The sequence below is a fragment of the Nocardia sp. NPDC004711 genome (assembly GCF_053601595.1).
This window is the reverse complement of the sequence record NZ_JBSGCB010000046.1, coordinates 40,465-54,148: the sequence shown is the minus strand read 5'-3', so window position 1 is coordinate 54,148 and position 13,684 is coordinate 40,465. Positions and strand designations below refer to the sequence as shown.

At 66.3% G+C, this 13,684-nt stretch carries 11 protein-coding genes; 7 read left to right on the top strand and 4 right to left on the bottom strand.

Features of this window, described 5'->3' with window-relative positions; all coding sequences use genetic code 11:
- Positions 1 to 9 precede the first annotated feature (9 nt).
- From ACWEKS_RS35940 to ACWEKS_RS35925, 4 genes are read left to right on the top strand one after another with little or no spacing between them, the layout of a single operon-like run.
- Positions 10 to 1,662, top strand: coding sequence for an ABC transporter substrate-binding protein (locus tag ACWEKS_RS35940; protein ID WP_452344228.1), 1,653 nt, complete (start codon positions 10 to 12; stop codon positions 1,660 to 1,662).
- A 19-nt stretch (positions 1,663 to 1,681) separates the two neighbouring features.
- Positions 1,682 to 2,635, top strand: coding sequence for an ABC transporter permease (locus ACWEKS_RS35935; RefSeq protein WP_452344227.1), 954 nt, complete (start codon positions 1,682 to 1,684; stop codon positions 2,633 to 2,635).
- A complete protein-coding gene (locus ACWEKS_RS35930; protein WP_452344226.1) occupies positions 2,632 to 3,495 on the top strand; it encodes an ABC transporter permease in 864 nt (287 codons plus the stop codon). Before ACWEKS_RS35935 ends, ACWEKS_RS35930 begins: the two co-directional genes overlap by 4 nt.
- Positions 3,492 to 5,105 carry a dipeptide ABC transporter ATP-binding protein gene (locus ACWEKS_RS35925; protein ID WP_452344225.1) on the top strand — a complete coding sequence of 538 codons (1,614 nt, stop codon included), beginning with the start codon at positions 3,492 to 3,494 and terminating at the stop codon, positions 5,103 to 5,105. The genes ACWEKS_RS35930 and ACWEKS_RS35925 overlap by 4 nt, the downstream gene beginning before the upstream one ends.
- A 71-nt stretch (positions 5,106 to 5,176) precedes the next feature.
- Here ACWEKS_RS35925 and ACWEKS_RS35920 read toward each other — a convergent pair whose 3' ends face one another.
- The 4 genes from ACWEKS_RS35920 to ACWEKS_RS35905 are packed head-to-tail and all read right to left on the bottom strand — an operon-like array spanning position 5,177 to position 9,750.
- A complete protein-coding gene (locus ACWEKS_RS35920; RefSeq protein WP_452344224.1) occupies positions 5,177 to 6,343 on the bottom strand; it encodes an ATP-binding cassette domain-containing protein in 1,167 nt (388 codons plus the stop codon).
- Positions 6,291 to 6,842 carry a hypothetical protein gene (locus ACWEKS_RS35915; protein ID WP_452344223.1) on the bottom strand — a complete coding sequence of 184 codons (552 nt, stop codon included), beginning with the start codon at positions 6,840 to 6,842 and terminating at the stop codon, positions 6,291 to 6,293. Before ACWEKS_RS35915 ends, ACWEKS_RS35920 begins: the two co-directional genes overlap by 53 nt.
- On the bottom strand, positions 6,839 to 8,191 hold the full coding sequence (locus ACWEKS_RS35910) for an NtaA/DmoA family FMN-dependent monooxygenase (protein ID WP_452344222.1): 1,353 nt from the start codon (positions 8,189 to 8,191) through the stop codon (positions 6,839 to 6,841). Before ACWEKS_RS35910 ends, ACWEKS_RS35915 begins: the two co-directional genes overlap by 4 nt.
- A complete protein-coding gene (locus ACWEKS_RS35905) occupies positions 8,188 to 9,750 on the bottom strand; it encodes an ABC transporter substrate-binding protein (RefSeq protein WP_452344221.1) in 1,563 nt (520 codons plus the stop codon). Before ACWEKS_RS35905 ends, ACWEKS_RS35910 begins: the two co-directional genes overlap by 4 nt.
- 264 nt (positions 9,751 to 10,014) lie before the next feature.
- Between ACWEKS_RS35905 and ACWEKS_RS35900 the strand changes: the two genes are divergently transcribed.
- From ACWEKS_RS35900 to ACWEKS_RS35890, 3 genes are all read left to right on the top strand, one after another.
- A complete protein-coding gene (locus ACWEKS_RS35900; protein WP_452344220.1) occupies positions 10,015 to 10,920 on the top strand; it encodes a LysR family transcriptional regulator in 906 nt (301 codons plus the stop codon).
- Positions 10,921 to 11,025: 105 nt separating this feature from the next.
- Positions 11,026 to 12,108 carry an aldo/keto reductase gene (locus ACWEKS_RS35895; protein WP_452344219.1) on the top strand — a complete coding sequence of 361 codons (1,083 nt, stop codon included), beginning with the start codon at positions 11,026 to 11,028 and terminating at the stop codon, positions 12,106 to 12,108.
- Positions 12,105 to 13,142 carry an aldo/keto reductase gene (locus tag ACWEKS_RS35890; protein ID WP_452344218.1) on the top strand — a complete coding sequence of 346 codons (1,038 nt, stop codon included), beginning with the start codon at positions 12,105 to 12,107 and terminating at the stop codon, positions 13,140 to 13,142. Before ACWEKS_RS35895 ends, ACWEKS_RS35890 begins: the two co-directional genes overlap by 4 nt.
- The last annotated feature ends 542 nt before the right edge of the window (positions 13,143 to 13,684 follow it).

Here is a 13,684-nt window from a genome sequence, read left to right as displayed (position 1 = left end):
CGAAAGACGATGCAGAACAACAGATTCCGGCGCACCGCATTGTTCGTGACGGCCGCCGTGTTCGCCACGGTCCTGGCCGGATGCGCCGCCTCGGGCGGCCACGTCCAGGGTGGCGACGACGCCGGGCCGCCGGTCTCGGGCGGCACCTTGAAGTTCGGCGTGCTGGACGCTCCCGCCAACCTCGACCCGCACTCGGGCAGCTCCTATCCCGAATCGCTCATCACGAGCAATGTCACCGACAAGCTCACCTACCAGAACCCCGACACCGGGGCCATCGAACCGTGGCTGGCGAAGTCCTGGGAAATCAACGATGCGCTGACCCAGTTCACCTTCCACCTGCGCGACGACGTGAGCTTCAGCGACGGAACGAAGTTCACAGCCGATTCGGTCAAGGAGAACTTCGATCTGCTCGGTCGCGGGGACAAGGCGCTGGGCATCGTCCCGGTGACCGCCTACTGGGTGGGCTACACCGGTACCGAGGTCCTGGACCCCGCGACGGTGCGGGTGAGCTTCGACCGCCCCAATGCCGGTTTCCTGCAGGCACTGTCGCTGTACTTCTCGGGAATTCTCGGGCACTCGACCCTGCAGTTGTCCAAGGAACAGCGCGCCCTGGCCCAGAACATCGTCGCGACGGGTCCGTTCACCATCGCCGAGCACATCTACCAGCAGAAGACCGTGCTCAAGAAGCGTCCCGGATACGCGTGGGCGCCCGCCAGCCGCAAACACAACGGCGAGGCGTACCTCGACCAGGTCGAGATCGACGTCATCCCCGAAGCCGGGGTGCGCACCGGCGCCCTGCGCTCGGGGACCGTCGATGCCATCCTCGATGTCAACAACACCGACGAGGCCCCGCTGCGCGCCGAAGGGTATCGGATTGTGCCCCAGCTCATTCCGGGCCGCGATATCTCCTTCGACTTCAAGACCGACAAGTTCCCGACCGACGACCGCGTCGTGCGTGAAGCGGTGAAGCTGGGCTGGAATCGCGACGCGCTGGCCAAGACGGTGCTCACCTCGAGCTACAAGGTGTCGACCTCGGTGCTGTCCTCGCGGGTGCCGGGATACCACGATTTCAGCCAGGACCTGAAGCAGGATCAGGCCAAGGCCGAGCAGATCCTCGACGCCGCCGGCTGGAAGAAGGGCTCCGACGGCATCCGCGTCAAGGACGGCCGCCGCCTCGAACTCGCGCTGCTGGGCATCGACAACCTGGTCAACAACAAACCCGCGTATCAGCTGATCCAGCAGGACCTGCGCAAGATCGGCATCGATCTGCAGCTCAATGTGCTGCCCATCCCGGACTACACGGCCGCGAGCACCCAGAAGGGCCGCTGGAACGTGCAGGTCGCCAATCAGAGCCGCGCCGACGTGGCGGTGCTCGAGCAGATGTATTCCCCGCAGTACGGCAACATCTCGGTGCTGGCGCCGGACAATCCTGTCTCTCAGCAGGCGATCGACATGCTCAGCGCGCTGAGCAAGACCCTCGATCCCGCGGCGCGGGCCAAGGCGGCCGAGCAGGCGCAGCGCTTCCTGCTCGACGATCAGGTGCTCACCGTGCCGGTCTACAACCCCGCGCAGGTCACCGCGGCCTCGCCGCGGGTGCACAACGTCGGATACGAGGCGCAGTCGCGCAACGTCTTCTACGACACCTGGCTCTCACCGAAGTAGCGGCAGGGGAGGTTTTCGCATGCTGCGCTATGTGGCCGCCAAGTTCGCCCAGGCGGTGTTCGTGGTCTGGGGCGCCTACACGCTGACCTTCGCGCTGCTCTACGTGCTGCCCTATGACGCGGTGGATCTGTTGTTCGACCCGACACAGGGTGATCTGATCACCGAGGCGGACAAGCACAACGCGCGCGTGTATTACGGGCTCGACCACAATCTGATCGGCCAATACCTGCACCGGCTGGCCGCCGCCGCGCACGGCGACTTCGGACGCTCGACCCGCACCGGGCAGGACGCGTGGTCGATGCTGGCCTCGGTCCTGCCCCAGACCGCCGTGCTGGCCGCGACGGCGCTCGTCTTCGCCGTGCTGATCGCGGTCACGGTGGCGCTGGCGGCGGCCTACTCCCAGCGGAGGTGGCTGTCGGATCTGCTGGCGTCGCTGCCGTCCGCGGGCGTCTCGATTCCGGTGTTCCTGGTCGGATTGGCACTGCTGCAGGTCTTCTCGTTCCAGCTCGGCTGGTTTCCGCCCATCGGCAACGACGGACTCGCCGCGCTGGTGCTGCCGGCGGTGACGCTGTCGATTCCGGTGTCGGCGCCCATCGCGCAACTGCTGGTGACAAACCTGGACAGCGGCATGCGGGCCGGATACGTGACGGTCTCACGCGCCAAGGGCGCGACCCGGTGGTGGGTGCTGCTGCGGGAGGTGCTGCGCAACGCGGCATTGCCCGCGCTCACCATCGCCGGTGTCACCTTCGGCAATCTGCTGGCCGGCGCGGTGATCGTCGAAACCGTCTTCTCGCGTTCGGGATTGGGCCGGATCACCGAGACCGCGGTGCGCACCCAGGACGTCGCGGTGGTGCAGGCGGTGGTGGTGTTCGCCGCGCTGGTCTTCGTGACGGTGAACTTCGTGGTCGATCTGATCTACCCCGTACTGGATCCGCGCCTGCGGGCCCGGCTACGCAAGGACGTGCTCGCATGACGGTCCTCGAGATCACTTCCGCGGGACCGCGACAGGTCATCGCCGGTCCCGCGCGCCTGCTGCGCAGGGCACTGGCCCGGCCGGGCCTGATCATCTCGACCGCGGTTCTGCTCCTCGTCGCGGGGTGGGCGGTGGCGCCGTCCTGGTTCACCGATTACAGCCCGACCGAGGGCGATACCGACGCCAGCTTCTCACCACCAAGTGCGGCGCACCTGTTCGGCACCGACCGGCTGGGCCGGGATCTGCTGGCCCGCACCATCTACGGGACCTCCACGACGGTGAGCGCGACACTGCTGGCGGTGGCGATCGGCTTCGTCGTCGGTTCACTGATCGGGCTGCTCAGCGGATTCATCGGCGGACGGGCCGACGCGGCGATCATGCGCTGTGTGGACGTGCTGCTGGCCGTCCCTGGACTGCTGCTGGCCATGACGGTAGTCACAGCGCTCGGCTACGGCACCGTCAATATTGCTGTGGCAGTCGGTGTTTCCGCGATCGCAGCCTTCGCGCGCGTGATGCGCGCGCAGGTGCTCGAGGTCGCCGGAACCGACTACGTCGAGGCCGCCTACGGCTCCGGCGCCGGATTCTGGCGTGTGGTGATCCGGCACGTGCTGCCCAATTCCGTCACCACGGTCTTCGCACTCGCGGCGCTCGAATGCGGGTCGGCGGTGCTGGCGGTGGCCGCGCTGGGCTTCCTGGGCTACGGCGCGCCGCCACCACAACCGGAATGGGGGCTCGCGGTGGCCGAAGGCCGCGACTTCCTGGCCACCTATCCGTGGATTGCTCTGTTCCCCGGAGCCCTGATCGCCGTTGTCGTGTTGTCCGCCAACCGAATCGGCCGAGCGATAGGAGAATCGCGATGAATGCACTGAACCCGCTGCTGCGGATCAGTGAACTGAGTGTGTACTATCGCGGGCACACCGCACCGTCGGTCGAGCATGTCTCCCTCGAGGTGGGCGCCGGTGAATTCGTCTCGGTGGTAGGGGAGTCCGGCTCGGGCAAGAGCACCACCGTGCATGCGGCGCTGCGGTTGCTGCCGAGTTCGGCGCGGGTGCAGGCGGCCGCGCTGGAACTGGATGGGCGTGATATCTCGACCTGGAGCGATCGGCGGCTGTCGCGGCTGCGCGGTCCCTTCGTGGGGTTCGTGCCGCAGGATCCGGGGACCTCTCTCAACCCGGTCAAGCGGGTGGGCGCCCAGGTGCTCGACGCGTTACGGTTGCACCGGCGCGTCGAGTCCGGTCCCGCTCGCGCACTGGCACTGGCGAAACTGGAACTGGCGGGACTGCCGGCCCGGGTGTTCGAGCAGTATCCGCACGAATTGTCCGGGGGGATGAAGCAGCGGGTACTCATCGCGATCGCGCTGGCCAATGATCCTGCTCTGCTGGTGGCCGATGAGCCGACCTCGGCGCTGGATGTGACCGTGCAGAAGCTCATCCTCGATCACCTGGCCTGCCTGCGCGATGAGCTGGGGCTAGGAATCCTGCTCGTCACCCACGATCTCGGTGTCGCCGGCGAGCGCTCGGACCGGATGATCGTCATGCGTGAGGGCCACATCGTCGAAACCGGCAGTACCCGAACGATTTTCGAGAACCCTCGTCAGGACTACACGCGGTCGTTGCTGGCCGCCGCGCCCTCCGCCCATCGTGGCCGGCTCGAACCCTCGATCCGCGTGCCACGGCCGGTACCCGCCCCCACCGATGAGGTACTGCTGAGACTGACAGCGATAAGTAAGCGTTTCGCTTCGGGAATTCGTGCCGCGGACTCGGTGTCGCTGGACATCACCTCCGGCTCCACGCATGCGCTGGTCGGGGAGTCCGGGGCCGGCAAGTCCACGGTGGCCCGGATCACGGCGGGGCTCACCGCGCCCGACAGCGGTGCGGTCGTGCTCGGCGGCGATATCGTGCCCAGCGCACGGCGCTCACGTGAGCTGCGTAGGCAGATCCAGTTCGTGTACCAGAACCCGTACTCCTCGCTGGATCCGCGTTTCGACGTCGAGCGGATCGTCGCCGAGCCGCTGGTGAACTTCGGGCTGATCGGTGACCGCGTCGGGCGACACGAGCGGGTCACCGAACTGCTCGAGGCGGTGGCATTGCCGGGTGATCTTCGCCGTCGTAAGCCCGCCGAGCTCTCCGGTGGCCAGCGTCAGCGGGTGGCCATCGCCAGGGCGCTGGCCGCGCGACCACGGGTGCTGGTTCTCGACGAGGCGGTCTCGGCGCTGGATGTGTCGGTGCAGGCACAGATTCTGCAGCTGCTGGTCGACCTGCAGGCCCGCAACGGCTTGACTTACCTGTTCATCACCCATGATCTGGGGGTGGTGCGGCTGATCGCCGACGACGTCACCGTCATGCAGGGCGGGCAGGTGGTGGTATCAGGTCCTGCGACACGAATTCTGGACAATCCGGAGCAGGATTACACGCGCCGGCTGTTGTCGGCGGTGCCGGTGCTCGACAAGGGTCTGGTTCGCGCGGTGTGAGCGTGTGAACGACGACTGCCGCCTGGGCCATATGGTCCGGTCGGCAGTCGTCGTTCAGCGCGGTGCGGGAATCACTCGGCACTCGATAGTGCAGCGATCGACTTGCCGGGGATCGCGGCCAGCAGCGCTTGGGTGTAGGGGTGTTGCGGTGCCTCGTAGAGCTGTTGGGCGGGACCGTGTTCGACGACTCGGCCGTGGCGCATCACCACCAGTTCGTCGCACAGGAACCGCACCACGGCCAGGTCGTGAGAGATGAGTAGCAGTGTCAGTTCGCGTTCGTGGCGCAGTCGTTCGAGCAAACGCAGGATGCGCGCCTGCACCGACAGGTCCAGAGCCGACACCGGCTCGTCGGCGACGATCAGAGCCGGATCACTGGCCAGCGCTCGCGCGATGACCACCCTCTGCAGTTGGCCGCCGGAGAGTTCGCGAGGCAGCCGATCGGCGTAAGCCGGTGGCAGCTCGACCTCCTCGAGCAACGCCCGTACCCGCGAGGCCACCGACTCACCTCGCAGGTCGACACCGTTGAGCTCCAACGGTTCCGCGATCGATCGCCCGATACTCAGACGAGGGTCCAAGGCGCCGAACGGGTCCTGGAAGACGTATTGCACCGCACGTCGCCAGCTGCGTGACTGTGCCCGGTCCAGAGCGTCCAGCGACCGGCCGTCGTACTCGATCGTGCCGCTGTCGGGTCGATCCAGACCGACGATCTGGCGCGCGAGCGTCGTTTTGCCCGAACCGGATTCGCCGACGATCCCTACGGCCGCGCCCGCCGTCACCTCGAGGGAGACCCCGTCCAGAGCGATGTGCCGAGTGCGGCGCAACCGGCCAGGGGTTGTTACCGGGAAGGACCGGTGCAGGTAGCGGGCCCGTAACAGCACCGGCGCAGCGAGGACGGGTTCGGAGTCGGAGGTGGTGCCGCAGACCGGTGTGGCGCGCTGCAGCAGCGCCGGTGTGGCCGCGAGCAGTCCGCGTGTGTAGGCGTGACGTGGCGAGTGCAGCACCTCGGCGGTGGCGCCGGATTCCACGATCCGGCCCTCCGACATGACATGCACCCGGTCGCTGCGGTCGGCGATCACCCCGATGTCGTGGCTGACCAGCAGCACCCCCAGCCCGTGCTCGCCTTTGAGTTCGTCGATCAGGTCGAGCACCTGCGCCTGGACGCTGACGTCGAGGGCAGTGGTCGGTTCATCGGCGATCAGCAGGGCCGGATCGCGGGCCAGGGCCATAGCGATGACCACGCGCTGATTGAGTCCGCCCGACAGCTCGTGTGGGAAGGCCGCCAGGGTTTTGCCGACCTCGCCGAAGAAGTCGGCGCAGCCACGGCGATCGCCCGGTGGCGGCCACGTACCCGATGATCCCCCCGGTGAAAACCCCGAACGCCAGTGCCGCGGCTCCCAGCGTCGCGCTCGGCGCCAGGCGATCCAACGCCAACGTGAGCGGATCACTGTTGTAGCGCAACGATTTCGGGAAATTGCCGGAGAACATGTTCACCAAGAAGCGCACGTACTGCTCGTAGAGGGGCCGGTCGAAGCCGTAGAGCCGGCTCACCCGCTGCAACTCGCCTGCCGGTGCGTCGGGCGCGACGAGCATGACCGCTGGATTGCCGCTCGCGGACAGCGCGAAGAACACCACGGTGACCGCGCCCCACACAGCCAGTGGACCGGTGAGCACCCGCCGTGCCAGATAGTACGGTGGCAGCGGTAGCCGCAGCACCCGGCCGGTGTGCACCGCGGTCATGCCCCGGCTCCGGGGGAGTGGCGGTGCCCGGCCAGATTACCGCGCAGTGTCGTGTCGGCGTACTCGGTGCGGAAGATGCCACGCCGCTGCAGCTCCGGTACCACCGCGCGGGCGATGTCGTCGAAGGCGCCGGGAAAGTGGGTGGGGGAGAGCACGTATCCGTCGACGGCCTCGGCTTCGAACAGCCGTGCCAGCTGATCGGCGACTTCGGCGCCAGTGCCGACCAGCTGCGGAGTGAACTCGCTCGCGCCGAAGTGGCGGGCGACCTCGCCGAGTGACAGTTCGCTGCCGAGGGTCTCCCCGTTCCCTTCCGCGAGTGCGGTCAGGTTCTCGAGCAACCGGACGCCGGTCGTGGCGTCGGTGGCGCGTTGAGCGACGGCATCGGTGAACCGCAGGGCGGGGTCGAGTCCGGTGAGGTCTACGCGAACGAACTGGCTCAGGAACGCCACCGCGGCGTCGACACCGATGAGGGTGGTGAGGAATTGCTGTCGTGCACGGGCGATCTCGGTGGTCTCGCCGATGATCGGCTGGGCTGCGGCGATGAGTTTGACGCTGTCGGGGTCGCGCCCGGCCGCGGCGGCGAGCCGGCGCAGGTCGTCGCGCTTGGCGCGCAGATCGGCCTCGTTGTTCTCGATGGCGAAGACCAGCTCGGCCCATTTCGCGCCGAATCGCCTGCCGCGCGGGGAATCTCCGGCCTGGATGAGGACCGGTTTGCCCTGCGGGGATGGCGGCAGGGTGAGCGGTCCGCGTACCTGGACGTACTTGCCGTGGTAGTCGGGTGTGGTGATCTGTGCGGGATCGGCGAAAACGCCGGACTGCTTGTCTACCACGAGTGCGTCGGCCGACCAGGAATCCCACAGTGCGACAGTTGATTCCACGACCTCGTCCCCGCGGTCGTAGAGCTGTTCACGGTCGAGTTCCTCGACGAACGGAAAGTTCGCCTGCGTCGCTTCGCCCTTGCTCATGATGATGTTCCAGGCCACCCGGCCGCCGCTGAACTGGTCGAGACTGCCCAGGGTGCGGGCCAGATGGTAGGGCGCGTTGTAGCTGGCCGACAGGGTCACCCCGATGCCCAGGTGCCGGGTGGCGCCGGCGATCACCGCGGCCAGTTGAGTGGGTTTGTGCTTGAGTGCGTTGCTCAGGCCGAAGCGTGCGAAATTCGGGTTGTGGGCCAGTGTTTCGGGGATGAAGGCCATGTCGAACTTGGCGCGTTCCAGGGTGCGCCCGACGTGTTCGAACAGGGCGCGGTCGTTGAAGTCTCGTTCGGAGTAGGGGTGGCGCCACGCTCCGATGTAGTGATTTCCGGGGAAGAGAATGTATCCGGCGAGAAACAGCTGTCGTTGGCTCATGCTCGGCCGACTTCCTGTGCGTAGAGGTAACGGGTGGTGCGCGGGGTCCAGGTGAGGCCGTTGCGTATCAGGGCGGTGAAGGTGCCCGGCCACAGGAAGACGGTCTCGGCCTGGTCGTGGTAGCGGGCGGTGGCCTGATTGGCCAGATCGCGTGCGGTGGCGGGGTCGGTGGCGGCTTGGAGCCGGTTGATCAGATCGTCGAAGACCGGATCGGTGATGTTGCTCTGGGGGTAGCGCGATTTGCTGGTGAACGGGTCGAAGATCGTCCATCCGTTCTTGTAGTAGCTGCCCCACCCGATGTAGACGAGGTCGGCGGCTTGGTCGCTGGGCCCGTTCTGGCGTGCGAGCCATGCCGGGAACGGCGTCTCACTGATGTTGATCTTGATGCCCACCGCGGCGGCCTGCTGGGCTACGGCCTGCCCGATCGCCGTGCCCGCAGCGTAAGTACCGGACGGGATGTCGAGGTTGAGCACGACGTCACCGGAATGCCCGGCCTCGGCCAGCAGCGCCCGTGCCTTGTCCGGGTTGTAGTCGTAGGCGCCGACCGCGGGATTGGGTTCGTAGAACGGCGGTGCGAGAACCTGGCCCTGCGACGGCGAGACCGCACCTTTGAGCAGACCCGAGACGATCGCCTTCTTGTCGATGGCGTAGTTGAGGGCCTGGCGCACACGCTCATCGGTGAGCGGTCCGCCCTTGTTGGTGTTGATCGAGATGACCTGAACCCACGAGCTGTCCGACAGTGTCGAGCGGTAGTTCTTGTTGCCCGAGAACTGGTCCAGGCTCAGCGGATCGAGGTTCAATGCGATGTCGACCTCACCGGCTTGCGCCGCCGACACCCGCGCGGCCTCCGAGGGCAACACCCGGTATTTCACGTGCTCGAAGGCCGGCTTGGTACCCCAATAGTTCGCGTTGGCGGTGAGCTCGGCGCCGTTCTCGAGGTCGATGGAATTCAGCACGTACGGGCCGGTGCCCAGTGCCTGGGTGTTGTGATTGCCATTGTCCCAGAACTTCTGGGTCGTGATGTAGAAGTTCCACAGCCGCGAGGGCAGATCGATGGCCGGCACTTTCAGATGGAACACCACCACGTTGGCGCCCTCGGCGCTCACCGAGTCGGTGTAGATCTTCAACTGTGCCCCGAGCTGGCTCTTGGTGGTGGGATCGAGCAGTTCGCCGAAGTTCCAGGCCACCTCTCGAGCGGTGAGCGGTGTTCCGTCGGAGAAGCTGCCCCCCTCACGCAGGGTGAAGCGCCATTCGAGCGGTGTGGGATTGGTCCACGACGTGGCCAGCCGCGGCTGGACTCGACCATCGGGGTCCAGCGCGGTGAGCGCCTCGTAGACCGTGGCCTTGACCGAGCCGTCGCTGTCGGGAGAACCGCCGTTGTGCGGGTTCACGCCGGTGAACTGTCTGGACAGGGCGAGGGTCAGTGTGTGGTTCGCATCCGGGGCGCCTCCCGCCCCGGAGTCGCCGCCCAGCGCCGAGCCGCAGCCTGCGGCGAGCACGCTCGCGCCCACCACGAGCGCCGCGATCAGCCGCCGGCCGCCGGAAAAGGAAAATCTCATCGGTGCTCCGAAAGTTCGTACGACAACGAACGTGCTGCCGCCTGGGAAGGATTCGCAGGAAAGGGTGCTGCGATGAACCTGAAGTGTGCACACGCCCGAAGTGGCGAACAACGAAGCTCAGCTTTGCGATTCGTTCAGTTTTCGTGCACGGTGGCACGGCCTGTGAAGGTGGAATACACAAAATCGTTCTGATCGTAAGGATTTTCTCGCCGATTGCTCGATTCGATGATGAATGTCGAAGCGCGGCTGCAGAAACGAGGGTCCATGTACGACATACGACGCCTGATCCTGCTGCGGGACCTCGCCGAGCACACCACCATGACAGCGGTGTCGGAACTGCACGGCATCACCACCTCGGCGGTCTCACAGCAACTGCGGATTCTCGAGGACGAAGTGGGTGCGGTGCTGACCCGCAGAGAGGGGCGCGTGCTGCGCCTGACCCACGCCGGTCGGGTGCTGGTCGATCACACTTCCCGCATCCTCGCCGCGCTCGAGGAAGCCGAGAGCGCGGTCACCGCCACCGGGGAAGCGGTCACCGGTGTTCTGACCGTGGCCACCTTCCGCACCGCGCAACTGCCGCTGGCCCTGCCTGCGGTCGCGCGCCTGCGCGCCGAGCACACGGGGCTTCGGGTGCGGCTGGTCGATCTGATGCCGGTGGATTCGGTGCCCGCGGTTCGTCAGCAGGACGTGGATCTGGCGATCACCTACTCCTATTCCTTCCGCTCCCGGGATCTGCCCCTGGGGCTGTCCTCGGAGTTCCTGTTCAGCGACCCACTGGTCCTGCTGGCACCCGCGCCACTGCGTGAGAGGGTCCGCCAGTCCGGGCTCAACGCCATGCGCGACGCCGACTGGATCGCCGCGCGTGACGGAGCGCCATCGATCGCCTCGGTGGTCTTCGCCTGCCGCGAGGCCGGATTCGCGCCGCGTATCGAGCATCGCTGCGGCAGCTTCACCGGTATGGCCGAAATGGTCGAGCACGGCCTCGGCGTCACGATCGTCCCGGAGATGGCGGTCCGCGAGCGGCATCGAGCCCTGATCGCCTGCACGATCACCGGCGGCTCGCGACAGGTGGGCGTCACCTACCGGCAAGCCTCGCTCGAGCGACCAGCGATCGCGGCGGCCATTCGCGCGTTGCGATCGATCGCACAACCGCAGCGACTGGCCTCCTGAACGAACGCTCAGCTGACCGGCGCCGTCGAGAAAACTGAACGATTCGCGTAGATCGGCTTGCTTGTTCGCTGCCGGGAGCACTCGAATACTGGTCCGGCCGTCGAAATGAAAGGACATTCATTGGTACACAAGGAAAGTCGCGAGCGATCCTTCCGATACCTGGGCCGCACCGGCGTCCTGGTGAGCCCACTCACGTTGGGAGCCATGAACTTCGGTGCCTGGGCCAACGGCGACCACGACGACGCTGTTCGAATCATTCACCGCGCACTCGATTCCGGCATCAATGTCATCGACACCGCCGATGTGTACTCGCAGGGAGAGAGCGAGGAGATCGTCGGCAAGGCCCTGGCCGGACGCCGCGACGACGTGGTGCTCGCCAGCAAATTCCACGGCCAAGTCGGTAACAGCCCGAACAGCCGCGGCAACTCCCGCCGCTGGATCGTGCGCGCTGTCGAGGACAGTCTGCGCCGGCTGCGCACCGATCACCTCGATCTCTATCAAGCCCACCGGCCCGACCCGGACGTGCCGCTGGAAGAGACGCTGCGCGCACTCGATGACCTGGTCACCGCCGGTAAAATCCGCTATCACGGCACCACGACCTTCGAACCCCATCAACTGGTCGAAGCCCAATGGATTGCCACCGACCGCAACCTGCGTCGGCCGGCCACCGAACAGCCGCCGTATTCGATCCTTGCGCGTGCTGCCGAACGTGCGACCCTGCCTCTGGCCGAGCAATACGGTTTGGGCGTGCTGACGTGGAGCCCGCTCGCAGGCGGATGGCTTTCCGGGCGCCACCGGAACGGGGAACCGGTGGCTGTCTCGAGCCGGCTGGCGCGTCAGCCCCACCGCCACGACCCTGCGCTGGCAGCCAATCAGCGCAAACGGGAAGCAGTCGATAACCTCGCGAAACTCGCTGCGGAGGCGGGAATTTCGCTGATCCAGCTGTCGCTGGCCTTCGTGCTGCAGCATCCGGCGGTCAGCACCGTCATCATCGGTCCGCGCACGCTCGAGCAACTCGAGGATCAACTCGACGCCGTCGACATACGTTTGAGCTTCGAGGTCCTCGACCGCATCGACGACATCGTCGCCCCGGGCCTGACGATCAGCGCCGCTGATGAGGGCTACATCCCGCCCTCGCTCACCGATCCGGCGCAGCGCCGCCGCACCCCGACAGGAGCCCGCCGATGAGTCTGTCCGACCTGCGCCTTCTCGGTCGCACCGGGGTGCGTGTGAGTCCATTCGTGCTCGGGGCGATGAATTTCGGCACCCGAGGCGGCACCACGCACGAGGAATCGATCGCACTGATCCACCGCGCCCTGGACGCCGGCATCAACACCATAGACACCGCGGACACCTACTCTCACGGCGAATCGGAAATCATCGTCGGCAAGGCGCTGGTAGGCCGACGCGACGAGGTCGTGCTGGCCAGCAAGTTCCACAACGCGGTGGACGACGACCCCACTCACCGCGGCAACTCACGGCGTTGGATCGTGCGCGCAGTGGAAGATAGCCTGCGTCGGCTCGGCACCGATCACCTGGACCTGTATCAAGTGCATCGCCCCGAATCGGTCACCGACATCGACGAAACTGTCGGAACGCTCGACGATCTGGTCCGGGCCGGCAAGATCCGCTACTACGGAACTTCGGTGTTCTCGCCCGGCGAGCTGATCCAAGCCCAGTGGGCGGCCGACCGCCGAGCCCTGAACCGCCCTGCAACCGAACAGGATCCGTACTCGCTGCTGGTTCGTGGCATCGAACGTGAAACGCTGCCGATCGCACGCAAATACGGCCTCGGCGTGCTCACCTATGGGCCGCTGGCCGCGGGTTGGCTGTCGGGGAGCTACCGTGTCGGCGCACCACAGCCGGAGTCTCGTCGCGCCGACCTCATTCCGGGCCGATTCGACATCGCCACGTCGGACAACGCAGCCAAACTGGCCGCTGCCGACGCGCTGGCAGAACTCGCCGACCAGGCCGGACTGAACCTGGTCGAACTAGCCATCGGATTCGTTCTCGCACATCGCGATATCACCGCCGCCATCATCGGCCCGCGCACGCAAGAACACCTCGACACGTATTTGCGTGCAGCCGACATTGTGCTCAACGACGACATTCTCGACCGAATCGACGAAATCGTCCCTGCGGGAACCGTTTTCCGGGAACGTGACACGGGAACGATCCCTGACGCCCTGGCCGAACCGTCCAAGAGGCGCAGGGTCGCCTAACGGAAGCCTCGGTCGGTGGCGGTCAGCCTATCGCACCGGGTCTGGCCGCGCCGCCCGGTAGTGGTCGCTTGTTTGGTCTAGCGTAGATATGTATACGGCGCAGGCACAATTCTGGTGACAGTGGGTGAGGTGACTGGCTCACGTTGATGCCGCCGAGAATGCGCGTATGGGTGTGGAGGCGTATACCTCGTGGGGAGTTCGCCTATTGGCGATTCAGTGGTTGTCGCGCCGTAGCGAGCGAAACTCGACAGACTGACCCTTCAGGCGAGGAGTCACATGGATGTGATTCGCTTCAGGCCGTTGTCACCGGTTGTGCCGCAGAAGGTTCGGTGGTGCTAGGCGGCGCCCCGCGGCACCTCAAGAATCTCTGCAAGAGCGCGCCCGATGCCCTCCCGGCCCCAAGATCCCGTCGAGCAACTCGGATTCCTGACGCAGCCCGAGGACGTTGCCAAGACTGGCAACCTGAACGAGTCGCGAACGACACGATGAACTGGAAGCAGTTGGCAGCAGCCGAGGCAAGCACGGAGAATGCCCGAGCCTCG